This window comes from Pantoea sp. BJ2, assembly GCF_040255075.1.
Taxonomy (GTDB): domain Bacteria; phylum Pseudomonadota; class Gammaproteobacteria; order Enterobacterales; family Enterobacteriaceae; genus Pantoea; species Pantoea leporis.
The window spans coordinates 549,845-573,869 of record NZ_CP158293.1; the positions used below are offsets into that span (position 1 = coordinate 549,845).

The following is a 24,025-nucleotide window of genomic DNA, read 5'->3' on the forward strand; positions in this document are numbered from 1 at the left end:
ATGCGCATCACCATTGAACCGGCCGATCAGCCGTTTATTCACCGTTTGTTGGGTGAAGAGATTGAGAGTATTGACACCGCATCCACCGATGCCACGCTATTACAGCAGGCGCTGCACAGCGCACGACAGCAGAAGAATCACGAAGCCGAACTCGACTGGCGCCGCAACGCGCTGTTTCTGCTACTTTTTGTATTTTTATACGCCGCACTCGGCGCGTCGTTAACGCTGGACCTCACGCCGCAGGCATCGAGCCATAAAAGCCTCGCTTATGCGCTGGAAGCGGTGCCGGTACTGATTGCTTTTTCTGGTTTATTCGTCTCGCTGCTGTACGTATTTCTGACTCGCAGCGGCGCTCGACGCTTGCGTAACTGGGAACAGGGAATATTTGTGCTGGAGAAATACAGCGGCGCGAATTTCAGTCGGCAAATTAATGAAATGGGATCACGCACCACGAATTATTCGCAATCGGCAATTAACGTTGCGCTAGGGCTGTTTATTTGTGTGACCTGGGTGGTGATGTATAACTATTTCACTTTCACCACCAGCGGCGTGATTGGCAGCGTGATTTCACTGTTCATCACCACTATGACCTACGTGATTCTGGATATTCAGCTGCTGAAATCTAATTCATCCATCGCTATTGATGAACCGCTGATTCCAGTTGAAGACGAAAAAGAGAAGCCATAAGGATCTCAATGTGCGACATCCCTGTCGCACATATTTCACTAAAGTTCTTTGCCGTTGCTGGCGATGACCCGGCGATACCAGTCAAAACTCTTCTTCTTCAAGCGGGAAAAATCTCCGCTACCATCATCGTTTTTATTTACGTAAATAAAGCCATAGCGCTTGCTGTATTGGCCGGTGGTGAAAGACACGCAGTCAATACATCCCCAAGGGGTATATCCCATGAGATCGACGCCATCTTCGGTCACGGCTTTCTTCATCTGTTCAATATGCGCCCGCAGATAATCGATGCGGTAGTCATCATTGATCTCGCCCTTTTCATCCATTTTGTCGATGGCACCAAAACCGTTTTCCACCACGAATAGCGGCTTTTCGTAACGCTCATAAAGAATATTCAGCACATAACGCAGCCCAACCGGATCGATCTGCCAGCCCCAATCTGAGGCTTTAACGTGCGGGTTCGGTACGCTGCCCTCGAAGCCTGAAAGCGCCGTCCCGCTGCCGGCATTTTCTTTACTGACCGCATTACTCATGTAATAGCTCAGCCCGATATAATCGGCACAGCCTTCCCGTAGGATCTGCGCATCATCGGCTTCCATTGCAATGTGGTATCCCTTGCGTTGCCATTCATTGAGAATATAAGCCGGATAATGACCGCGCATGTGCACGTCACTGAACAGGAATCGCTCCCTCATCGCTTCCTGAGCATACATCACGTCATCCGGATGACAGGAAAACGGATAGAGCGGCACCATGGCGATCATGCATCCAATTTGTAGTGCAGGATTAATTTCATGTCCCAACTTCACCACTTGAGCACTCGCCACAAATTGATGGTGCAGAACCTGATACATGCACTCTTCAGGATTAGGCTCGTGGGTGAAAATAACGCCCGAGCAGCAATAACCAAACAGCGGGGTTTTCCAGTTGCGCTGATTATTAATTTCGTTGAAGGTCATCCAGTATTTTACTTTGTGCTTGAAACGATTAATGACCACCGCGCTGAAGCGGACAAAGAATTCCAAAACTTTTCTATTTTTCCAGCCGCCATATTCGGTGACCAGGAAGTTTGGCATCTCAAAATGGGACAGCGTAATTACCGGTTCAATCCCGTATTTCAGCAGCTCATCGAATAGCGCATCGTAAAAACGCAACCCCTCTTCGTTCGGCTCGGCTTCATCGCCGCGTGGAAAAATACGCGACCAGGCAATTGAGGTGCGGAAGCAGTGGAAGCCCATTTCTGCCAACAGCGCGATATCCTCAGGATAGCGATGGTAAAAGTCTGATGCCTCGTGATTGGCATAAAAGCAGTCATCCTGAATGTCGGCGGTGATGACGCGATCAACACCGTGCGCCCCGCTGGTCAGGACATCGACTATGCTCGGGCCTTTACCGCCTTTATCCCAGGCTCCCTCGACCTGATGAGCGGCAACAGCACCGCCCCACATGAAATTTTCTGGAAATGGCTTATTCATAATCTGTATCTCTATTTATCAGAGGGTGCCAGGCTGCGGCACAGAGCGAACGTCAGGTTGGCTGTTTTCTTTGAATCCCGCGACCCAAGAGAAAACCATGCCCAATATGAAGGCGACGAATATGGACACCAGGAAGCCGAGGAACTGCGTCATGTGCCCCTCTTTAAAGAACACCGGCAGGACGGCAATACCGGGAATGCAGTAACTCCATGAAACCGCGTTGAAAGCCCCGGCGATCATGCCGCCGGCAGCACCCGCCAGGCAGCCACAAATCATCGGTCGTTTAAGACGCAGAGCCACACCGTAAATGGCGGGTTCAGTGATGCCGAACAGCGCCGTTACACCCGCAGAAAGCGCCATGCGCTTAAGCTCAGCGTCTTTCGCCTTCAGGTATACGCCCAGCACCGCGCCCGCCATACCGAATACCGCGGAGGCTTGCAGTCCGGTAAAAGTGTCGTAGCCCAGGGTGGCATAGTTACCGACGGTCACTGGCGTGATGCCCCAATGCACGCCCAAGGTAACCAGTGGCATCCAGAAGGCACCAACCACAAATCCGGCAATGGCAGGACTGAGATGATAAAGGGTGTTATAGACGCCACCGATGGCGCCGCCGATCATATTGCCGATCGGACCGAATGCCAGAAGCGTGAACGGAACCATGATGGCGAGGCAGAACATGGGCGTGAACAGGTTGCGTATCACCATCGGAAGCAGGCGCTCGAAGAAACGCTGTACATACGACATGCCCCACACCATCAAAATAATGGGGATCACCGACGAGGTGTAACTCAAATACTCTACCGGCAGCCCCATAAAGGTCAGCGGCGCCGCATCAAGCGGAATGCCAACGATCTGCACCATCACCTTTGAAATCTCGAGATTTTCAACCACGCCCTTCATCAAAGCCTGCAATGCGGGATCGGCTGAGTTGGCGGTAAGGATTTTGTTGGCCGTCAACATACTCAGGTAATCCGGCGACACCAGCGCGCAGGCGGAGATAACCGCTGTGAACGGATTGACGTTAAATTTTTTGGCGGCGGTAAACGCCACCATCACGGGCAGAAAGGTAAAGCCGGTCCACGAAACGAAGTTAAGGATGCGATAAGTGCCGCTTGCCGGATCCATTAGGTCGATGGCGGTCAGCAGCGAAATGATGCCCTGCAGCACACCGCAGGCTGCCAGTGGATAGAGAAAAGGCGCAAAGATACTAGAGATGATATCCATAATGCGGCTAACGATACCGATATTAGGCTGTGGTACCGCTGCACTTTCGTCGATAGTGAGTAGATTCTGCACTTCGCGGTAAGCATCACCAACGTGATTACCAATCACCACCTGCATCTGGCCGCTGGCCTGCATCGCGGTGATAACGCCTTTTACCCGCTTTAGTGATTCAACCTCGACCAGAGAATAATCTTTCAGCACAAACCTCAGACGTGTAGCGCAATGTGTCACACTTATCACATTATTATCGCTACCTATCAGTCTAACGATCTCTTTCGCAGAATCCGCATAATCTATTGCCATGGTTTTCTTCCATTGCCAGAGGGAATTCAGCCCGTCAGGAGCGGACTAATTCCGGCAATGTTAGAAAATCATCCCGGCAATGTCACGAGGTCACAATATGTTATAACGGGTCGCTAATTACAAAAATGTCACACCGCGTGACATATCGCTGAGATTATTCACCACCAGCTTTCTGCCTATCGATTCAAGAATAAAAATGACCGGAACCTGAGTGGTAATATCGTATTCGCTTTCAATCAAAATGCGAGAAACATGGTAAGGAACAATAAAGTCAGAAAGTTTTGCCAGTGTTGAATCCGGGTTGCAGGTAATAGAAATCACTTTGCACTTGTGAATAACAAACTGCCTGGCAAGCTTCAATATTTCGGGAGTTTCGCCAGAGACAGAAAGCACGATAGCCACTGAACTCTGCACCATATCGGTACTCACCGGATAATAGGGATCATCAATGTGATTACTGAACTTGCCTACATTAGAGAAGAAACGCGCACCATACCTACCAAGCGTGCCAGAGCTGCCTGCGCCAGCAAAGAACACCCGTTCGGCATCACGAATGTATTGAGCCGCCTGATTGATCATCTCATCAAATTCATCGTTTCTGATGCTTTTAAAAAAGGTCAATATTTCCTCAGCTCCATGAGGAATCAGTAATGTGTTATTTTTGTTCAGGTGCAACTTCATACTGGCTTTGAGTTCTGAGTAACCTTTGAAGTCCATTTTTTTACAGAATCTCAGAACAGTCGCGGTAGATACGCCAGAATCATCAGCTAGCTCTCTTATCGTCATATAAATAACGGCATTGATGTTTTTAATAATGTAATTATGCACGCTGCTTTCGAGGGCATTTAAGGTTGATAGTTTTCTGGCGTTAAACATCTATTCAAACATCCTGACGATTCAATTATGACGCTTATCATGTCACAAACCGTGACATCTGAGGGATGTTTAACGAGTAAACCCGCGCGGCAAACCAAAAGAAATTGTATTAATTGTGATAGCTCGCACAATTTGGATCAAGCATGGCGGAATGCATATTAGTTTTCCAGCGCAGTAAGGATCGTCGCTTCCATTTTTTCTGGTTTGGTGATCGGTGCAAATCGCTTGATCGGTTTGCCGTCGCGTCCGATCAGAAACTTAGTGAAGTTCCATTTGATCCGCCCGCCCAACACACCGGGTAATTCGGCTTTCAGGTAGCGAAATACGGGGTGCGTTGCGGCGCCGTTAACTTCGACTTTCTCGAACATCGGGAAGCTCACACCGTAGTTGATGAGGCAGGTCTGCGCGATATCATCGGCTCCGCCAGGTTCCTGCTTGCCAAACTGATTGCAGGGGAAACCCAATATCATCAGCCCATTGTCCGCGTACTTCTTGTAGAGCGCTTCAAGGCCTGCATATTGAGGAGTAAATCCACAATGGCTGGCGGTATTCACCACCAGAACCAGCTTCCCGGCGTAATCGGCCATAGAGATGGGCTGGCCTCGCAAGCTGATGGCATTAAGTTGATGAAAGGTGGTCATGTATCAATCCTCAGAGCAGAATCAGTTCGGCATTAAAGACGGTGCTTTAATCAGCGGCCTCTGCGCCTTATTCTATGATTAAAGCGCCTGTGATTCATGTTAGACGTGATGTGTGAAACGTCATGACTACCGCACCAAGAAGTAATAATGCACTCAAGCCGAAAGCACTTTGCCAACCCAGACTGTCGAAAATCAAACCCCCAACGGTTGATCCAAGCGCAATGGAGAGTTGGATGACAGCAACCATCAGACCACCACCTGCCTCTGCATCTTCGGGTAGCGTCCGCGCGAGCCATGTCCACCATCCGGTTGGCGCGGCTGTCGCAAGCATTCCCCACAGGCTCAGCAAAACGGCAACAATCCACATGCTGTGGCCAAATATAAGTAACGTACCGGCAATCGCTGACATAAGCAGTGGTATCAAGATTAATGTCGGATAAAACCTTGAGTTCAGGAAGGTCGAAACAAACGTTGTGCCGATAAAACCTGCTGCGCCTATAGCAAGTAAAATCCAGGACAGGCCAGGCGCGCTCACTCTGGTCACGTTCTCCAGAAACGGTCGCACGTAGGTAAATAAGGAAAACTGCCCCATAAAGAAGAGTCCGCAAGCTAACAGCCCCATTGATACGATAGAGGCTCTGAAAAGACCAAGCACCGATCCCTGTGGCTTAGGCTCATTATCGCTTTCCATCGAAGGCAGGCTGAGGCATTGCCAGATGAATGCAACTATCGCAAGCGGTACCAGACATAAAAAGGCACCCCGCCATCCGACAGTCGCCCCCAGGTAGCTACCCAGCGGTGCCGCCACAACGGTGGCCAGCGCGTTCCCGCCGTTAAAAGTCGCCAGCGCGCGGGTAACCTTGTGCTGCGGTACTAGCCGAATGGCTGTTGCGGCCGACATTGACCAGAATCCACCGATGACGATTCCAATCAGCGCTCTCCCGAGCATATAAACCGAATAACTGGCCGCCAGCGCGACAATGATTGCCGATACCGCCATCAAAATCGTTAGTCCCAGCAGAAGATATTTCCGATTCAGGTCCCCGGCAATGCGGGAGATAGTCAGGCTGGTAATCACCGCCAGCGCGCCAGAGATGGCAATTCCCTGTCCTGCCAATCCTTCCGTGACATGCAAGTCGCGGGCAATAGGTGTTAGCAGACTGACCGGCATAAATTCAGAAGCGATCAATACAAAAACGCAGAGCGTCATGGCAAAAACGCCCCCCCAATACGACTGAGTTTTATGGTGAGAGGATTTAATATTTACTGTGGACATTATCAACTACCCTTCAAATCGATCCGACCTGATTCAGGCGAAAGTGGGAGATGCGCTTTTCAGGGAATAACATCATCATTTCACTGCGTTACATCAGGCGAGTTAATGCCTAATGCTCGTCAGTTAAGACATGAAAACCCGTAATTACCGAGAGCACGCATTGTAGCGGCGCAATTTATTGCGCGATAAATCGCGCCGCTACGGAAGGTGCGGCGATTTGATACGGCGCTTAACTGAACGGCATCAGGGGAGTTAATGCCACCCGTGAAGTAGGGGTGGCATGGTAAATGCAAATTATTTCAGAAAATTACCTTAAATTTGATTTGAAAAATTGTTCAAACTTAGCAAACGGGATCTTTCCAGCCACGTTGTCATATAAGTCCACATGATTTGCCCCGGGAATAATCACCAGCTCTTTCTTGTTACTCCCGATCGCCTTAAAAGCGTCTTCAGCAAAATATCGTGAATGGGCTTTTTCACCGGTCACAACAAGCGCAGGGATAGTGATTTCATTTGCATAACTCAGCAGCGGCATATTCATAAATGACAGTGGCATTGTTGCATTCCATGCGCCGGTTGAGTTGACCGAACGCGCATGGAAACCGCGTGGCATGCGGTAATAATCAAAGAATTCTTTCAAGACTGGATTTGGATTAGCGGGTAACGTTTCCGGCAGAATACGCTCAGAAGCGCTGACTTTGCCTTTTTCGTCAACATCAATGTCGTGACCACCGGGCGCGAAAGTGCCGTTTTCCGCATCCTTCCAGCGCTGCGCGTTCAGATACTGCAACACAGCACGACGATCGGCGCTGGTGTAACGATCTTTGCCATCGCCTACGCCGTGGCCCATTGCGCGGCTCATGTCATACATCACGCTGGTTGCTACTGCTTTAACGCGTGTATCCATCGCAGCGTCGTTTAATGCCATGCCGCCCAGACCGCAAATACCGAGCAGCCCGATATGGTCGCGGTCCACCTCATTTTGCAGACCTAAGAAATCAATTGCCGCGCTGAAATCCTCAGTATTGATATCCGGAGACGCCACATTACGCGGGTAGCCGCCACTTTCGCCCGTATATGAAGGGTCAAACGCGAGGGTGACAAATCCCTTTTCAGCCAGCGTTTGCGCGTACAGGCCGCTGGATTGTTCTTTGACTGCACCGAAGGGCCCGCTGATGGCAATGGCTGCCAGCTTGCGCTCGCCGCGATCCTTTGGAAGATAGAGATCCCCAACTAAAGTGATCCCATAGCGGTTCTGAAAGGTAACCTTACGGTGCTCAACTTTCGTACTTTCAGCAAAGGTTTTATCCCAATTTTTGACCAGCGAAATAGGTGCGTTCGGATTGCTGGTATCAGCATAACTCATCGTTGTAACTCCACTTAATGATGCGCATAGCAGCATTGCAGGTAACACTGCTGTCAATTTTTTAGTGAAAACAGTCATTAAAATCCTCCTGAATAAACATCAAAGAGGCAGGTTTCATACCGACAACGCTGCTGTGCTTTGTTGCAATGTGCACATTCTAGTTAGCAGCATGTGTTCTGATTAGAGGGGAATTTTTGCTAAGATTGATATCAAATTGTTCCAAATAACGATGTAGTCATAAGGGCGGGATGATGGCAAAACGGGAAAACTACAACGATCTCTACCTGTTCATGCTGGTGGTGCGCGAGGGGAGTTTTACCGCTGCGGCGAAACGCCTTGGCCTGGCACAATCAGGTATCAGTCGTTCAGTGCGTGAACTTGAAGAAAGACTGGGCGTTCAACTCATTGTTCGCACCACGCGCAGATTATCGCTCACCCATGCTGGTGAGCAGCTTTATCTAACCGTTGAGTCAGGATTCGATGCTTTAGATATGGGGCTCGCTAAGCTGGCCCACTATCGCCAGACCCCATCCGGTACGGTGCGTATCAATGCCAGCCAGCACGCGATAGATAAAGTACTCCTGCCAAAACTTGCGGTATTCAAACAACGCTATCCCGATATCAGACTGGAGCTCATCAGCGAAAGCCGGTTTGTGGATATCATTGCGGAGAGATTCGATGCGGGTGTACGTCTGGGGCCGGAGGTTGGCAGCGGCATGATCGCTGTACGCATTTCGCCCGACATGGAGATGGCCGTTGTCGGTACGCCAGAACACTTTCGTCGCTACGGCTTTCCGCAGATCCCCGCAGATTTGGCCGTTCATCCCTGCATCGCTTATCAGTTAGGCGATGGCAGCCTTTATGCCTGGGAACTTCATCAGGATGGCAAAAAAATCACCCATAGGCCGCAAGGGCAATGGTTTTTTGCTGACAGCTATATGGAAGCGAAAGCCGCTACTCTCGGGCTCGGGCTGGCTTATGTCCCGGAAGAGCTGGTTTCTGAGGATCTGGAACAAGGAAAGCTGATCAGGGTTCTGCAACGGCACAGCCAACGTCTGGAAGCTTCATTTCTCTATTATCCGCATCGCAATGTGTCACCCGCTTTGCGCGCGGTTATTGATACATTGAGAATTTAAAAGGTTTTCAATGGAAAATATGTATACCTGCCAATATCATCATCTCTCTCATTCGCCCACTGTTAATTAATCCTGAAGTAAATAAAGGCTTCTTAGCAACCTGAAACTTTAATCAGCATTGGCACTCTCCCTCCCGACGTTTTCTGGAAATCGATTAAACACCAGCAAATACACGTATTTTTGCTGTTTGGCCGTGCATAATTTGACATGTTGGGAAGCGGCGCAAAAAGCAGATTTTGCTCTGGTATCAACAGTCTGAATAACCATGATGAATTCAGAGCTTATCTGAAAAACCATAGCCTTACATAACCCAAATACTCTTTTATCCTCTCAATAACGAGGACATTTAAATTAATTCTGTTAATTTTTTGCACTCGCCAGCAGGGGGAAGAATGAAGATTATCGTCGGTGGAAACGGCTACCCAGAAAAGAGAAACATCATTACAGACCCTTCAAATCGCTATCTGGATTACCGTCCCAGAAATATCTGGACCTGGATCAACGTTATAAGGCGGCGCTTATTGCATAAAAATAAACTGTTTATTTTTCGACCACTGCCCCTGATGTCTTCAGGTGATGCGGACATTATCCACCTTTTTAACGAAGTTTCTTCGGGGCCAGGCGACTGGGTAGCGACCTTTGAAACCGAACTGCCCCGTGTTCTTCCCGTTGAGGGAATACCCAAATTTGCCAACCCCGAGCTGGCGCGGGAACTCCGGTACGTCTGCTCTCCGCGCTGCAAAGGTATCATCGCTATCTCAGAAGCCACACGTCAGATCCAACTGCGGCTGCTGGAACATTTCCCCAGGGAGCAGGCTATCATCGGGCCCAAACTGCACGTACTGCATCCCCCGCAACCTGTACTGCAGGAAAAAATTGCTGCGGTTGAAAAAGGTCCGCTGAATTTTACCTTCGTGGGCAAGGAGTTCTATCGCAAAGGAGGGGCAGAAGTTGTGCTAGCCTTTAGCCAGTTATTAAGGGAAAACCTGATAAGTGTGAACGAAGTACGCGTAAATCTGGTTGGTGATCCTGGCAGAACGCATAACGTGGCTCACCAGGCGTTCCAGGATGATGACGCATTTAGAAGAAACGTGGAGGACACACTTCGTGAATGCCCTCTATTCCAGCACCATACGTCGCTGACCAACGACGCGGTACTGGCGTTGATTAAGACCTCTGATGTCGGGCTGCTGCCCACATGGCAGGAGACATACGGCTTTTCCGTTCTGGAAATGCAGGCCTGCGGCTGCCCGGTAATAACGACGAATCTCAGAGCCTTGCCGGAAATCAATCCGGAAAATGCCGGCTGGCTGATTCGCTGCCCCCTGAATCCGATGTTGGAGCTGACGGTGGCATCAGTAAGTGACAAAACCTCTCTGAGAAGTGCCATCATATCTCAGCTTAAAACCTATATATTGCAAATTATCAGCGATAGAAAAATCGTATCAGAGCGCGCTAAAAATTCGTTAGCGCGAATATGTCTGGAACACGATCCAATATTATTTAGAAAGCGACTCAATACGATATATATGGGTGTGAAGACCGAATAAAATAAAAGGCTTATCTAATCGGGTACCGTCCTTCTACTCGGTATTAGCATCCAGTCAGGTATGTGACAGTTGCGCTCGGGCATCAGGTGAGCTAAGTAAAGCGGCAGCCGTCGTAGTCAAGCCGGCTATACGAAACATGATTGTCCCTGAGTTCACGTGACGCATCACGCCGAAATCTATAATTTTTATTTCAGAGGATAATAGCGATGTGGATTGGGTATAAACCGAGTAAATAGCGAAGAAATAGTGGGCGAATCTGTTTCCAGTTAATAACCGTAGTGCACAGCATCAGCGCTAATGATGTTTGTCACAATTATTGATTCGCTATAAGCTTTTGCGCTATATGAAGAGATAGCGAATTATATCTAGATCGTGACTAAAATTTCTCTTGGTTACGTCATAAGCGCGCCATTATAAACAATTTTGGTTAGTGATAGGTCATGGTAAAAGACGCCGTGGCGCTCAACGATCCTGAGCGTGCATTGGTTGAGGTCATGTAATACGCGGCCTTGAAGGGAATATTGACGACCTCTCCTGGCGAGGTCGTCGTGCCGTATTTAATAAGCTTGCCGAACTGAACGGGTACATCGTTGTACTTCAGCTGAATGCCCAAACCTTTTGCTGTCGAGCTACTGTTTAATCCCAAAACTCCGTTGGCAGGATCGGCAAGCGGGCTGACGTTATCCAGCGTCACATTTACTGCGGTCTGTTCGCTACAAATAAGCGGTATGGAAAACCTTACCGGATTTTGGATGCTGCCCACGCCAGTAAACTTCGGCATCAGCGCAATTCCCATATTAATATTCAAATTACTATCCCCAATTTGACAGGATGCGGTGCTGATATTGATTGGCGAAAATATATATTTATAAAGCGGCAGGCGAGTAATGTTATTACTGACCGGCGTACTGTATTCCATATTTAGCGTCAGCGCGGGTATTGAGCCCGTCGCCGGGGTGGTACTCGTTTTGATCAGCTCAAAGGTATCCGTGAACGTTGATACGCCATTCTGAAGGATCCCTCGCCTCCAGCTCGCGTTATTGAGGTTCAATCTGGTGACAAATTCGCTGGTTCCGGTTGTGCTGGAAAAGTTTTTCCACCGGATGCCAATGCCCTGGACCTCCGTTGCCCGAACGTTGGCCAGCGGCGAGGCGCCATAATCCCTATTCGTCCCCGATAGCTGAATAAACCACGAGCCATCATATCCAATGACCTGACCCTCAGGGTCACATTGCATGGCATTACTCGTGGTTATCGTGGCTAATACCGTCCCGACGGGCGCATCCCGCTGAACGATAATATTGTTATCAAAGTTGACCGCTACGTCATTTGCAGAACACAGCGCAAAGGCATTCAGTGAGATGGCGCTACCCATCGCAGCCATCGAGATTTTAAATACGGTGGACATCTTATGTTCCTTCATTTAAGCACGGCGCAGGCCTTCTCTCGCAAGAGTAATAATGCGAATCAAGGCAATGAGAAATTTAGCGACATACTGCAGTAGTACGTTGGATTTTACCCGGTAACGCGTTTAGGGTTATTTTGGCGCGGCAGGTTTTCGCTCCCCACTGTACCGTAATGCCGTCACCGTCGTTCAGACCGCTCATATAAACCTCGCCATCGCTTCCCACAATGCTCATCGCATCGCTTTCGTTGAGCTTTGCCGTCGCGCCAAAAGGCACAGGCGAATTCTGATACATCAGTGTTACCAGGGCGCGCCGCCCCGTTAGCGTATTGAACGTAGCGCGCACCACCGCGCCGCGCGTAGGCACAACGTTGACCACCGACTCGGCCACATCCACGTCTGCCCCCAGCGAACCCGTGTCTAATGCAATACGGTTTTCCTGATAGGCACTGGCATAAGGCACCACGGCGTACCCGCGCGAGTCCGTTTTAACGCCGGGGTTATTGCGCACCCTCACGCCGGATGCGCCCTGCGCCTCCAGCAGCACTACGGTATCTCCCAGCGGCTGAGAGAACGTCACGCCATGCTTATGGCCGATAATCCCCCCCTGTAGGCCGAAGTTCAGCTGACTGTTCTGTCGGCTTTGGTTGTAGCCCGCGCTCACGGTGCCGTGGCCGCCCTTGTAGGTTCCACTCAGTGAGCTTCTTGAGTCACCGCCCGACGAGGTATAGCCCTGCTGGACCATGTAACTCAGGTTATTATCGTCGAGCGCGGTGCCGCTAAGCCCCACCTGGTGCGTTTCAGGACCGTTTTTTTGCATATTCACGCTGTAGCTGGCCCAGCTTTGCGATAGCCATTTGCTCAGAGGAACCTGCAGGCTAAAAGCTATAATCTGGTCCTTACGGTCTTTGCCTGGCGTTTCGCTATAGGTGTAGCCAAGTGAATAATTGATATCGCTGATACTGGTGTTAAAGCCGGTACTGACGTTGCGTTCATAGCCCCGTTTGCTCCAGTAGTCCTGCTGGTAAGCCGCAATATAAAAATTTCCCCAACTTTGCAGCGACTGACTAAGGTTGAGCTGCAGTCGGCTTCGCTTGTTGTAGCGCTGGCTGCTGAATTCATTCACCTCCTGGAAGGTATAAAACCCTTCCGTGGAGTAGCGATAGCTGGCGAGCGTCACGGTGGTATCGGTCGCGGCCACCGTTTTTGAATATTGCACACGATATGACTGTCCCCGGCTGCGCCGGTTTTTCTCATCAACGAGTTGGCTCTCGGCAGCGGTGATGTCTGCCGAGAGCGAACCTATATCGCCAAAGCTAAGGCCGGTACCGAATACACCTGACGCATAGTTGCTTGCCCCCAGGACGCCGCCGTACAGCGTGAGATTATTGTTGAGGCCATAGGCGAGCGTGCCCAGGCCGAATGAAGGCGTTAGCGCGCCATGCTTCGTGGTTCGGTATTCACCTACGCTCAGCGCATACTTTATGCGCCCTTCCCGCAGCATGACGGGAATCGCGGAGAAAGGCTGCACGAAATGCTGGACGCTGCCGTCGGCTTCGGTGACGACAATTTCCAGATCGCCGCTCGCCGATGTGGGATAGAGATCGCGAATTTCAAAGCTGCCGGGCGCCACGTAGGTTTGATAAACCGTGTAACCGTTTGCTTCACTGTAACCGTGGCGTTGGTGCGAGCGATCCCTCGAATAATGGGGGCGAAACCGCGCATGCTCTCCGGCAGCATGGTGTCATCGGAAAAAATCTGCGTGCCGCGAAACATCACGCTGTCAAACACGTCACCTGGCGTGCTGGTTTCACCCACCTGAAACTGCCCTCTCAAAAACTGGACGTCGCGGCTCAGGGTGGTATTCAGCGACGAAAACGATTGCTTTCCGTTGTTCTTCGTCGCGGTGCTGTAGTTACGCAGGCGCCATGGCCCCACGTTAATACCGCTTTGCAGGTTGGTGTAAAACTGCTCCTGCGTCTCACCGTATCGGCTCCAGTTGCGCGAGCCATTGATACTGTAATTTACCAGCAGTGCAGAAATGCCTTGATCCCAGAGCGAAGGGTCAACAGTGCCGCGCGCCCGCGTATTAAGCGCAGATTGAGGGATTGAGATATCCAGTCTCTGCTTGTCAAAATCCAGCCGGGTGGTGGCATCCGGTATAAATGCACCGGGATCAGTAATAATAACTTCAGCCGGCAGCATGGCTAATTCAGGAAATGCCTTAACCCTGACACCAAATGATTCCAGCACTCTACGATTAAGCTCGGGCGCCAGCCCAAACCCTTTCACAGGGACAAAAGAGACATTTTCCGTCCGGATATAATTTTCATTAAGCCATATTTCCACCCTATAGGTGCCGGGTAACTGCTCTCCCCGCTCAAAGCGGCTCAGATCAATGTCCTGGGATGTTGAGTGTGTTTTTTCAAGTGCATCGGCCATGAAATAAACATCGTCTGCGGCTGCGGGAAAAATGCCCGACAATAAAAATGCTATCGTCGAGAGTCGACATACGCAGTGAGACCCCGATCCATAGAAAATTGCATTTTGAGAAAAAGAAACAGTATTCACCTTGCTTACCTGCGCGAGTAACTTAGCGTATTGTTAATATTCTTCACTTCAGCACTTGGCGTTTTTCTGTCGTTACTCCACCAAAGTCATTTATGGCTTTCCAGGTAACCTGCTTTCCAATGCCGGCCACCGTTTCAGAACTAAAAGGTGATATCATTGGTGGCTGAGAAATAGACTTATCACCAACCTTTAATGAATAAAGAGAAACATAGAACGGCGTAGGATTGATAATCAGCAGGTGTTCACCACGTGGCTCAAACTTTAATTTCTCCCATGCCTCACCTGCTAATTCTGACGCCAGTAATGCTGGCCGGTAGAAAAGCTTCATGCGCGTCTTAACGGCAATGAGCAACCGATTCTCATCTGACCGGGTCATTGAAGGGATAGACTTAACGTTAAGCCAAAAAACTGATTCGCGATTTTCAGGTAGCTTCTTTTCGCCGGTATAAATGATCCGCAGCGTATTTTCATGGCCAGCATCAAGACGAAAAAGCGGCGGCGTGACGATAAAAGGAACCTGCCCCTCTGAATTTTCACTTAACTCAACCCATGACTGAATTAAATAGGGAACACCATCCTGAGTGTTACTCACAGGGAGTGAGGCTTCGTTTTCAGATGCATTATAAATTAATCGCGTTCCCCCGACGGTTATGCTGGCCTGACACGTTAAAGAGATTATGCAGGCGCCTGATAATAATATCGTTCGAATTAGTTGATTCATTATACATTTCCGACATTTCAGCAATAGGCAATAGGGCGCCCCTCAGGTACGCCCGGCGTATTACTGGTAGGTAATGGTGAAATCTGACGTTGCGTTTGCTGTTCCCGCAACCACGGCGGCCTGGGTCGCCTTATATTTCGCTACGAAGGTCATTTTATTGCTGTTGGAGGGCTCTTCGCCTGCGCTGGTGTCAAGAGTGATGCTCTTAGATTGTGTAGCCAGCGGAATCGCAGTGATGCCATCCTCCTCATAAAACGCGATACCAACGCCTTTCGCCGTTTGACCGCTGTTCAGCGCAAGAATATTGGTGTCGGAGCTATCCGCATTACCATCAAACTTAATGGAAGCAGAGGTAACCGCAGCAGGGCAATTGTTCAACACAATGCTAAAGCGGGTTGCGGCAGCAACGGCTCCGGCCGCGTTAAACGAGCTTTTCGGTATTTTGCCGAGGTTGACGGTCTGATTAGCCGTATTAGTATCGATCGTACAGGCAGAATCCAGAATGGTGCCAGTAAAGTTGATTTTTCCATCTGCTGCGCTGGCGGAAAAAGTTATTCCAGAAACGGCTGCGGCCGCAACTAAATTTCGACATAGATTACTTAACTTCATTTGCATAGCTATTTATCCTCAGGATTAAAGGTACCTGCGCAAAAGAAACTTTTGCGCAGTAAGGGCGGAACAGTGCCGCTAAATTAAAGTTTTTATTCAAGGCATTAATTGGGCGTTATTTATCTATGAGCACCTCGGGCTCTGCGATGATAAAAGTAAAATAAGCTGCTTCATCTCCAGACCGCTGCCTAACGCCAGACGATTTCGCAAATAGTAATTCTTATTAACTTCGCATTTATTTCTAATTCGATACTGCCGCGTCGATTTATCATAAACCTTCAGGAGAAAGTTCAAATGTTCGTTCGACAGTCGCGTCGATAGCCTCTGATACAACACGTCTTTTAATACGCATGAACTTTCCGCCGCCCGGAATTTAGATGCGCGCTCGCACAATTGCTTAAGATCTTTAAGCGAGGTGACAAGTCGGAATGATTTTAAGAAAACGTTATCTGCATTTTCTTCTGGTGCAATAAAATAGGTTAGCGATAATAATCCCCTTTCCTCAAGCCGATAATAGATCCACCGAATGTTTTCGCTACTTTCTCCTATTGTATCGATAAGAATGTAGGACTTACTCAGGACGGTCGCACTTACTAAAAATTCTAACCGGCTATCGAAATAAAATACTTTTCCATTGGCTAAGATTAATGAAGTAACTGCCTGCTCTATGGCAAAATTTCGTGAAAAAACCAATAGCGCTGTCAAAATTTATTCCTTATAAATTTATCATCGTCATTGTGAAGAAGGTCTGAAAACATATATGCGTTCTAAAGAATCGCAGTCGATTTTGTACGCTTTCCCATACATTCTTATAAAAGGGTATCGTTCAAATCCCACGCTATTAAACGCGTGCTGGATTTTCTTCATCATGGACAACAAATAGGATTTCGAGCACCGCAGTCCATAATCTTCAAAAACGTGTACGATGATGTCATTATCGAAGACAATGTCGTTATCCATCCCCGCAAGGAGATATTCGAACAGTCTCGCTTTCGTCTTACCGAATCTTTTAATACGTCCATTCTTGGTATTGATAAGCGTTCTTGTTAAAAGCCGATACTCAAGATGATTGAAAATCGTGTATCCATACAGAAGCTCGTCAGAGACACAAGGCACAAAGACTCCTTAGAAGTTTATCGTTCCCATTTCCATGTCGGCGCCTTCTCCATTCGAAAGGTTTTGGTGTTCATCTGATGCAATGAAATGTTATTAAAATGGAGAAAATGTGACAATGGGACTAATTTATTAAAGCAAAAAACCACTTATTACATAAAAATCAACATAAAAATCCATATATTGTTATTTTATAAGTTTAAAACCCTGGATGTTTATTTTTTGTTTCTATCTATCGCGTTATAAAACAAAAAATTCACAAAAATATATTTAGCTAAAATTCACATTAAAATAGCAAATATATCTGAAAAACATAAATATCACTTTACAATCAATTAGTTAAAAAGATAACTCAGTCCAGCTAAACCTAGCCTTAATAAGGATATTTTAGGATTTTTCGTAACGTTAATTACGAATTTTCGGGACAAAAACTGACAAGCACTGAATTTCCTTTACATTTATGGCAGTTCGGCACTTATAAAAAGCAAAAAACGCATCTAAGCAGTAAGCTGAATAGAATCATTTCTTCGCTCAATGTTCTTAATTCAAATTAACAACGGTAGCCGCTGCGTCCTATATGTAAGAAAGTCTTCAGCTAATAAGATGTCGATTTGTCCCGCGCGCCCGACACGTCATAGCGATCTGTGCCACACTCCCGGTACTTTTCGCTGGAAAACAGACCTTTCCGCCACTATCATCAGCTCACTTATTCACCCACTGATAACTAAGGAGGATTACTATGCCACTGTGTGAATTGTTTATTTACTCACACTTCTACATTAATTGGCCGCGTTCAGGCATTTCCGCACTCGTGCTGCGATAATCCGTCCTGAGCGAAGTTAACTGAAAATCTAATCCCTTCCTCCGGCTTACCGGGTTGTCGTCAGCGATTTCTGACGTCGGGCCTTTTTGCGCCTGCAACTTATGAGTAAGCACATGAGCACTTTACTGTCCGCCCACGCTGTCGGTTTCGATAACGCCTTCGGCACGCTATTTCACGATATCCACTTCAGCCTGAAAAAAGGCGATCGCATCGGTTTGCTGGGTGATAACGGCACCGGTAAAAGCACCTTATTGAAAATTCTCAGTGGTGAACTGGAAGCCAGCCACGGCAGCGTTGCGCCGGCTAATCACTGTTTACTGGCGCGCATCGAGCAGCATCTGCCAACAGAACTGCACAACGCGTCACTGCTGGATGGCGTGATGGCGCGCTTGCCGGAACAAGCCGATCGCTGGCGCGCCGAAGCGCTGCTGGGCAGCCTGGGTTTCACCGCTGAGCAACAAACGCAAACTGCCGCAACGCTAAGTGGCGGTCAGCATATGCGCCTGCTGCTGGCGCGTGCGCTGATCCTGCAACCGGATCTGCTGCTGCTCGATGAACCCAGCAACCACCTCGATTTGCCGACGCTATTGTGGCTGGAGAATTTCCTCAACGGCTGGAGCGGCAGCTTCGTGCTGGTTTCCCATGACAGCACCCTGCTCGATCGGGTGACTAACTGCAGCTGGATTCTGCGCGATCGCGGTCTGCTATTCTTCCGTCTGCCCTGCAGCGCGGCGCGTCAGGCGCTGATCGAGCAGGATGACGCTGACACTCAGCGTTATCAGGCCGAGCAGAAAGAGATCGATCGCGTAGAGAAAAGCGCCAAACGTCTGGCGATCTGGGGCCGCACTTACGATAACGAAGGTTTGTCGCGCAAAGCGCAGCAGATGGAGAAACGCGCCAATTGGTTGAAAGAAGCACAAACCACGCTGAGCGAAGGATCGCTATGGCGGCTGCAGCTGCAAGGTGAAGCGCTGGATGCCGATCGCGTGCTGGCATTGCCGCAGATGTCGATTCGGCCAGCCGATGACGCACCTGCACTGTTTTCACTACCAACGCTGCAGGTGAAAAGTGGCGATCGTGTAGCGATCGTTGGCCGCAACGGTTGCGGTAAATCGTCGCTGCTGCGCCATTTGTGGCGTGAATTTCAACAAGCAGATAGCGCGCTTTTTCATCCCCGCGCGCGCCTCGGTTATTACGATCAAAGTCTGCATCAGTTGCACGATGCGGAAACGCTAAGTGATGCGCTGGCGCATTTTGCGCCGCTCAGCGATGAGCAGCGCAAGATGGCGTTGATCGCTGCGGGTTTTCCGTATCTGCGTCACCAGCAGCTGATTGGATCACTGAGCGGCGGCGAGCGCTCGCGTTTACTGTTTGTGGGGCTGACGCTGGCGCGCTATTCACTGCTGCTGCTCGATGAACCCACTAACCATCTGGATATGGTAGGTAAAGAGGAGCTGGCGGAAGCGCTGAATCAGTTCGAGGGCGCGGTGTTGCTGGTGTCGCACGATCGTCAGTTAATCGCCAACAGCTGCAATCGTTTCTGGCTGATAGAGGACCAGCAACTCAGCCAGTGGCACGATTTTGACGCGGTGACCGAGCGCCTGCGTGCTGAACAGGTGATAGCCATGTCTGAGGTTGTTGCACCTGCGGCGTCGGAAAACGCGTTGGATGAAGATGCTTTGCTGCTGGCGTTATTAGAGGTGGAAAGCAAACTGGATGAGGATCTGGCGCGTAAGCCGAAGCATCAGAAACCCGCGTTGCAAGCGCAGTGGCGTGAGGAGATCGCGAAGCTGAAAACCCAGCTCGATCTGTAAATCGGCAGTGAAACGGTCGCCATAAATGGCGTAATGCCGCTCAGTTAAGCGTTGTATCAAATCACCGCACCTTCCGTAACGGCGCGACTTATCGCGCAATAAATTGCGCCGCTACAATGTGTGCTCTCGGTGATGAGGGGGTTTCATGGCTTAACTGACAAACATTACGCCATAAATGGCGACCCTACGCCCAATCAGTGACTGAGATACGCTGTAAACAACCCAGCCGCCCTTTCTATTCGGAAAACTTTAATCATTTTTCAACCAGCGCGCATTACCCAGATAAATCCGGCGAATTCTCTCCAGTTTGTTCCCTTTAGTGATTATGATTCTCGCTTCATATAAGGGACGCTTATGCTCAATATCTCAAAAAAGTGGCTATTCGCCACGCTCGCTGCCGTCATTCTCCTGCTGTTGATCTGGCATTTCGCCGGTTCACGCCATAAACCTAACGCGGTGGTCACCGCCGAAGTGCGTCAGGGAAATATCGAAAACGTGATTGCTGCCACCGGCAAAATGGATGCGGTTGAACGCGTCAACGTCGGTGCGCAGGTTTCTGGTCAGGTGAAAAAGCTCTATATCAAATCTGGCGATAGCGTCAGTAAAGGCCAGCTAATCGCCGAAATTGACGATCAACCGCAGCGCAGCGATTTGCGTAACGCGCAGGCGGCGCTGAGCGTGGCGCAGGCCGATCTGGAAACCCGCGAAGCCGCGCTGGTGCGACAGCAAGCGCAATATCAGCGCTTGCAGCAAATGATTAAAACCAATGCGATCTCGCGTCAGGATTTTGATACCGCCGAACAAGAGTGGCGCAGTGCACGCGCCGAGCTAACCGCGCAAAAAGCGCGCGTGATTCAGGCGCAGATTGAGGTGGATAAGAAGCAGCTCGATCTCGGTTATACCCGCATCATGGCGCCAATGGACGGCACGGTCATCGCCATCGTCACTAAGCAAGGTCAAACGGTGAACGCGGTACAAACCGCGCCGACCATCGCCAAGCTGGCGCAGCTCGACACCATGACGATTAAAGTGCAGATCTCCGAAGCCGACATCAACAACGTGCAGCCAGGCCAGCAAGCGTGGTTCACCACCTTCTCCAATCCAGACAAGCGCTACAACGCCACGCTGCGCAGCCTCGAACTGGCGCCGGAATCGGTGATGAAAGATGACGCGCTGATGGGCAACAGCGAAAGCACGCCAGCCAGCAGCACCAACGCCGCAGTCTATTACAACGCGCTGCTGGATGTGCCAAACCCCGACAACGCGCTGCGCATCTCCATGACGGCGCAGGTCAACCTGCTGCGTGATTCCGCCAAAGACGCTTTGCTGGTGCCGGTGCAGGCGACGAAGAAAGACGCGGATGGCAAAACCTACGTGGAAATCCCCGATCAGGATAACCAGCCGGTGAAACGCATCATCACCACTGGCATCACTGACAGCGTTGATATTCAGGTGCTGAGCGGTTTAAAAGTCGGCGAGAAAGTGATCCTTGCTACGCAGACGGCGGTCACTGACGAGGTGTTGATGTGAATATCATCGAACTGAAAAACATCCAGCGCAGCTATGTTAACGGTTCGCAATCTCTGCATGTGCTGAAAAACATTAACCTGAGTATCGCTAGCGGCGAGCTGGTGGCGATTATCGGGCCGTCCGGTTCGGGTAAATCGACGCTGCTGAATATTCTTGGCTGCCTGGATGCGCCGGATAGCGGCGACTATTTCATTAGTGGCCAAAACATCGCCACGCTGTCGCCGGATGCGCTGGCGAAAGTCCGCCGCGAGCATATCGGCTTTATCTTCCAACGTTATCATCTGATGCCGGATCTCAGCGCCTTGAGCAACGTCGAGATTCCATCGATCTACGCCAATCTGCAGGGCAAAGCACGGCTGCAGCGCGCGGCGGATCTGCTGGCACGTTTAGGTTTACAGGGCCGCGAACATCACAAACCGGGCGAGCTATCCGGCGGCCAGCAGCAGCGCGTCAGTATCGCGCGCGCGCTGATTAACGGTGCCGAAATTATTCTTGCCGATGAACCGACCGGCGCGCTGGATTCGCATTCCGGCGAAGAGGTGCTGCGCATCCTACACGATCTCAATCGCGAAGGTCACACGGTGATCATCGTCACGCACGACATGAAAGTGGCGCAGCACGCCGATCGCATTATTGAGATTCAGGACGGCGAGATTTTTGCCGACAGCGGCCGCAAACAGGATGCAACCCGCGCGCAATATGTCCCCGCCGCGCCTAAAAGCCAGAGCAAGCTGCGCGGCTTGCTCGATCGCTTTCGCGAATCATTGCGCATGGCGCTGAATGCCATGAACGCGCATCGGCTGCGCACCGCGCTGACCATGACCGGGATTATTTTTGGCATCGCGGCGGTGGTCACGGTGGTGGCGCTCGGCCAGGGCGCGCGGCAAAAAACGCTGGAGAGTATTTCCGGGCTCGGCACCAATGTGGTGTCGATCTATGCCGGTGGTGATTTTGTCGAGGATGAAGCGCATCCGGTGCTGACGCTGGTGATGGCCGATGTCGACGTGATTGGGCGTCAGCAGTTTGTCGCAGCGGTCAGCCCGGAAATGATCGCCAATCAGCCGATTCGCTATCTTTCCAACGCGTCCAAAACCTCGGTGTACGGCGTCGGCAAAGCGTATTTCCAGATTCAGGGCATTAAATTGCTGGAAGGCAGCAACTTCAGCGATGAACGCCACGCGCGTCAGGAGATCATTATCGATACCAACACGCGCAGCAAACTGTTTGGCGAACACGGGGAAAGCCCAATTGGCAAGATGATCGTGCTGGGTTCGGTGCCGGTGCGCGTGATTGGCGTGGCGGATAATAACGATGGCATGTCGCCCAATCGCCTCAGCGTGTGGCTGCCGTGGAGCACCGTGATGTATCGCATCAGCGGGCAAACCGCGCTAACCAGCATCAGCATTAAGCTGAAGGACGATGTGGTGAGCGGCCCGGCGGTGGAATCGCTGACGCAACTGCTAACCGCGCGTCACGGCAGCAAAGATTTCCTGGTGTTCAACCGCGACAAATACCGCAAAGCGATTGAAGATGCCGCCGCGACGTTAACGCTGTTGATTCTGCTGGTCGCCTCAATTGCACTGATGATTGGCAGCATCGGCGTGATGAATATCATGCTGGTCTCGGTAACGGAGCGCACCCATGAAATCGGCGTGCGCATGGCGGTGGGCGCACGGCGCGGCGACATCATGCAACAGTTTATGATCGAAGCAGTTTTAGTCTGTCTGGTGGGCGGATCGCTCGGCGTCGCGCTGGCGCTGGTGATTGGTCCGATTATCAGCCTGCTGGCGGGCGGCATGATCACGGCGATCTTCTCATGGCAGTCAGCGGGTGCGGCCTTTGCCTGCTCCACCATCATCGGCATGATTTTTGGTTACCTGCCCGCGCGCAAAGCCGCACGCATGGATCCGGTGGCGGCATTGGCAAGCGAATAACTGAAATACCGCTTTAATCTATTAGCACTGTTCCGTAGCGGCGCGATTTATCGCGCTCTTTTGACCTTTTTACTTGTGTAAAAACGCGCAATAAATCGCGCCGCTATGGATTTGCCGTTTTACATCAACATCGGCAAGGTCGCCGTTGCTGTCTGCTGGCTGGCCGCCTGATACCGGGCATCATGCGTCATCAACTCGTTAATCAATACTTCCACCAACATCATTGCACCCACTTTACCGCTCAGCGCGCCGGCGTTGAACGGGCCTTCCGGCCGCGCAGCCACCAGCAGCATATCGGCTAAACTGCCCATCGGGCTGCGCAGCGTGTTGCTCAGCATCAGCACGCGCGCGTTTTGCTTCTTCGCCAGCTTCACTACGTGCATTACATCTTTGGTCGAGCCGGAAGCGGAGATGGCGATCACCAAATCGCCCTCTCTGAGCGTCGAGGCATTCATCGCCGCGCGATGCATATCACCAAACAGCTGCGCCGATTTACCTAAGCGCAACAGGCGATAGTGCAAATACTCACCGGTAATCGCGCTGGCCGCCACGCCGTAGATCTGGATAGTTTTAGCCTGATGCAGCGCTTCCACCGCGCTCTGAAGCACTTCGCGGTTAATGAATTTCCCGGTATCGCGCAGCGCCTGCACAGTTTCTTCCACCAGCATGTCGATGCTGTCACCGCTAGCGACGGCGGCGGGCTGATTGTGTTGCACATCCAGCGCCAGCGCCATTTTGAATTCGGTATAGCCTTTGCAGCCGAGATGACGACACAGCCGCGTCACGCTTGCTTCGCTGGTGTCGGTCTCGCGCGCTAATTCAGTGATGGTGAGATACAGCACTTTCTGCGGGTCGGTGAGGATGAAATCGCCCAGCTTTTGCAGCGTCGGACTGTAGCCCGGCAAGCCCTGGCGCAGGTGCAGCAAGATGTTTTCGTTGTCCGTCATGGCGGCCTCTTCTTCACGACATTATGG

The 24,025-nt window shown here is 50.6% G+C and carries 18 protein-coding genes and 1 pseudogene; 6 read left to right on the forward strand and 13 right to left on the reverse strand.

The window, feature by feature from the left end; genetic code table 11:
* Nucleotides 1–687: a hypothetical protein gene (locus AAF463_RS22050; protein WP_350262453.1), complete on the forward strand. Its 687-nt coding sequence runs from the start codon at nt 1–3 to the stop codon at nt 685–687.
* Nucleotides 688–725: 38 nt separating this feature from the next.
* On the opposite strand, the gene AAF463_RS22055 is transcribed toward AAF463_RS22050, so the two are convergent.
* The 6 genes from AAF463_RS22055 to AAF463_RS22080 all read right to left on the reverse strand — a co-directional run bounded on the left by AAF463_RS22055 (nt 726) and on the right by AAF463_RS22080 (nt 7,923).
* Nucleotides 726–2,162: a 6-phospho-beta-glucosidase gene (locus AAF463_RS22055; RefSeq protein WP_350262454.1), complete on the reverse strand. Its 1,437-nt coding sequence runs from the start codon at nt 2,160–2,162 to the stop codon at nt 726–728.
* Between the two features lie 15 nt (nt 2,163–2,177).
* Nucleotides 2,178–3,686, reverse strand: a complete 1,509-nt coding sequence (locus tag AAF463_RS22060) for a PTS transporter subunit EIIC (protein WP_350262092.1) — start codon at nt 3,684–3,686, stop codon at nt 2,178–2,180.
* Nucleotides 3,687–3,803: 117 nt separating this feature from the next.
* On the reverse strand, nt 3,804–4,562 hold the full coding sequence (locus AAF463_RS22065) for a MurR/RpiR family transcriptional regulator (RefSeq protein ID WP_350262093.1): 759 nt from the start codon (nt 4,560–4,562) through the stop codon (nt 3,804–3,806).
* Between the two features lie 158 nt (nt 4,563–4,720).
* Nucleotides 4,721–5,203 (reverse strand): glutathione peroxidase, encoded by a 483-nt coding sequence (locus AAF463_RS22070; RefSeq protein ID WP_101761592.1) that lies wholly within the window; start codon nt 5,201–5,203, stop codon nt 4,721–4,723.
* A 94-nt stretch (nt 5,204–5,297) separates the two neighbouring features.
* Nucleotides 5,298–6,479, reverse strand: a complete 1,182-nt coding sequence (locus AAF463_RS22075; protein ID WP_350262094.1) for an MFS transporter — start codon at nt 6,477–6,479, stop codon at nt 5,298–5,300.
* 307 nt (nt 6,480–6,786) lie between these two features.
* Entirely contained in the window at nt 6,787–7,923 is a 1,137-nt protein-coding gene (locus tag AAF463_RS22080) for an alpha/beta hydrolase (protein WP_350262095.1), read from the reverse strand.
* Between the two features lie 173 nt (nt 7,924–8,096).
* Between AAF463_RS22080 and AAF463_RS22085 the strand changes: the two genes are divergently transcribed.
* Both AAF463_RS22085 and AAF463_RS22090 read left to right on the forward strand, forming a co-directional pair.
* Nucleotides 8,097–8,981: a LysR family transcriptional regulator gene (locus AAF463_RS22085; protein WP_350262455.1), complete on the forward strand. Its 885-nt coding sequence runs from the start codon at nt 8,097–8,099 to the stop codon at nt 8,979–8,981.
* Between the two features lie 392 nt (nt 8,982–9,373).
* Nucleotides 9,374–10,531, forward strand: a complete 1,158-nt coding sequence (locus tag AAF463_RS22090) for a glycosyltransferase (protein ID WP_350262096.1) — start codon at nt 9,374–9,376, stop codon at nt 10,529–10,531.
* A 427-nt stretch (nt 10,532–10,958) separates the two neighbouring features.
* Here the strand turns inward: AAF463_RS22090 and AAF463_RS22095 are convergent, their stop codons facing one another.
* The 6 genes and pseudogenes from AAF463_RS22095 to AAF463_RS22120 all read right to left on the reverse strand — a co-directional run bounded on the left by AAF463_RS22095 (nt 10,959) and on the right by AAF463_RS22120 (nt 16,542).
* Nucleotides 10,959–11,939, reverse strand: a complete 981-nt coding sequence (locus AAF463_RS22095) for a fimbrial protein (protein ID WP_350262097.1) — start codon at nt 11,937–11,939, stop codon at nt 10,959–10,961.
* Between the two features lie 76 nt (nt 11,940–12,015).
* Nucleotides 12,016–12,231: a FimD/PapC C-terminal domain-containing protein gene (locus tag AAF463_RS22100; protein WP_350262456.1), complete on the reverse strand. Its 216-nt coding sequence runs from the start codon at nt 12,229–12,231 to the stop codon at nt 12,016–12,018.
* A gap of 96 nt (nt 12,232–12,327) precedes the next feature.
* A pseudogene (locus AAF463_RS22105) lies at nt 12,328–14,378 on the reverse strand (fimbria/pilus outer membrane usher protein); the annotation flags it as partial.
* A 172-nt stretch (nt 14,379–14,550) separates the two neighbouring features.
* Complete coding sequence (locus tag AAF463_RS22110; protein WP_192413142.1) at nt 14,551–15,228, reverse strand: molecular chaperone; 678 nt, start codon at nt 15,226–15,228, stop codon at nt 14,551–14,553.
* A 60-nt stretch (nt 15,229–15,288) separates the two neighbouring features.
* Nucleotides 15,289–15,843: a fimbrial protein gene (locus AAF463_RS22115; protein ID WP_350262098.1), complete on the reverse strand. Its 555-nt coding sequence runs from the start codon at nt 15,841–15,843 to the stop codon at nt 15,289–15,291.
* Nucleotides 15,844–15,960: 117 nt separating this feature from the next.
* The gene (locus tag AAF463_RS22120; protein ID WP_350262099.1) at nt 15,961–16,542 is read right to left on the reverse strand and encodes a hypothetical protein; all 582 of its coding nucleotides are present in this window, start codon (nt 16,540–16,542) and stop codon (nt 15,961–15,963) included.
* 1,344 nt (nt 16,543–17,886) lie between these two features.
* Between AAF463_RS22120 and AAF463_RS22125 the strand changes: the two genes are divergently transcribed.
* The 3 genes from AAF463_RS22125 (at nt 17,887) to AAF463_RS22135 (ending at nt 23,051) form a co-directional block, all read left to right on the forward strand.
* The gene (locus tag AAF463_RS22125) at nt 17,887–19,587 is read left to right on the forward strand and encodes an ATP-binding cassette domain-containing protein (RefSeq protein WP_350262100.1); all 1,701 of its coding nucleotides are present in this window, start codon (nt 17,887–17,889) and stop codon (nt 19,585–19,587) included.
* A 354-nt stretch (nt 19,588–19,941) separates the two neighbouring features.
* A complete protein-coding gene (locus tag AAF463_RS22130) occupies nt 19,942–21,117 on the forward strand; it encodes an efflux RND transporter periplasmic adaptor subunit (protein ID WP_350262101.1) in 1,176 nt (391 codons plus the stop codon).
* On the forward strand, nt 21,114–23,051 hold the full coding sequence (locus tag AAF463_RS22135) for a MacB family efflux pump subunit (RefSeq protein ID WP_350262102.1): 1,938 nt from the start codon (nt 21,114–21,116) through the stop codon (nt 23,049–23,051). The genes AAF463_RS22130 and AAF463_RS22135 overlap by 4 nt, the downstream gene beginning before the upstream one ends.
* A gap of 119 nt (nt 23,052–23,170) precedes the next feature.
* Here the strand turns inward: AAF463_RS22135 and AAF463_RS22140 are convergent, their stop codons facing one another.
* Nucleotides 23,171–23,998 (reverse strand): MurR/RpiR family transcriptional regulator, encoded by an 828-nt coding sequence (locus AAF463_RS22140; protein WP_192413146.1) that lies wholly within the window; start codon nt 23,996–23,998, stop codon nt 23,171–23,173.
* Between the last annotated feature and the right edge of the window lie 27 nt (nt 23,999–24,025).

What these genes read in the sequence shown, in the direction of transcription:
- AAF463_RS22115 (WP_350262098.1), bottom strand. Translation starts at nt 15,843, where the DNA reads ATGCAAATGAAGTTAAGTAATCTATGTCGAAATTTAGTTGCGGCCGCA.
- AAF463_RS22090 (WP_350262096.1), top strand. Translation starts at nt 9,374, where the DNA reads ATGAAGATTATCGTCGGTGGAAACGGCTACCCAGAAAAGAGAAACATC.
- AAF463_RS22130 (WP_350262101.1), top strand. Translation starts at nt 19,942, where the DNA reads ATGCTCAATATCTCAAAAAAGTGGCTATTCGCCACGCTCGCTGCCGTC.
- AAF463_RS22060 (WP_350262092.1), bottom strand. Translation starts at nt 3,686, where the DNA reads ATGGCAATAGATTATGCGGATTCTGCGAAAGAGATCGTTAGACTGATA.
- AAF463_RS22100 (WP_350262456.1), bottom strand. Translation starts at nt 12,231, where the DNA reads ATGTATCAGAATTCGCCTGTGCCTTTTGGCGCGACGGCAAAGCTCAAC.
- AAF463_RS22065 (WP_350262093.1), bottom strand. Translation starts at nt 4,562, where the DNA reads ATGTTTAACGCCAGAAAACTATCAACCTTAAATGCCCTCGAAAGCAGC.
- AAF463_RS22110 (WP_192413142.1), bottom strand. Translation starts at nt 15,228, where the DNA reads ATGAATCAACTAATTCGAACGATATTATTATCAGGCGCCTGCATAATC.
- AAF463_RS22095 (WP_350262097.1), bottom strand. Translation starts at nt 11,939, where the DNA reads ATGTCCACCGTATTTAAAATCTCGATGGCTGCGATGGGTAGCGCCATC.
- AAF463_RS22140 (WP_192413146.1), bottom strand. Translation starts at nt 23,998, where the DNA reads ATGACGGACAACGAAAACATCTTGCTGCACCTGCGCCAGGGCTTGCCG.
- AAF463_RS22125 (WP_350262100.1), top strand. Translation starts at nt 17,887, where the DNA reads ATGAGCACTTTACTGTCCGCCCACGCTGTCGGTTTCGATAACGCCTTC.
- AAF463_RS22050 (WP_350262453.1), top strand. Translation starts at nt 1, where the DNA reads ATGCGCATCACCATTGAACCGGCCGATCAGCCGTTTATTCACCGTTTG.
- AAF463_RS22075 (WP_350262094.1), bottom strand. Translation starts at nt 6,479, where the DNA reads ATGTCCACAGTAAATATTAAATCCTCTCACCATAAAACTCAGTCGTAT.
- AAF463_RS22085 (WP_350262455.1), top strand. Translation starts at nt 8,097, where the DNA reads ATGGCAAAACGGGAAAACTACAACGATCTCTACCTGTTCATGCTGGTG.
- AAF463_RS22080 (WP_350262095.1), bottom strand. Translation starts at nt 7,923, where the DNA reads ATGACTGTTTTCACTAAAAAATTGACAGCAGTGTTACCTGCAATGCTG.
- AAF463_RS22070 (WP_101761592.1), bottom strand. Translation starts at nt 5,203, where the DNA reads ATGACCACCTTTCATCAACTTAATGCCATCAGCTTGCGAGGCCAGCCC.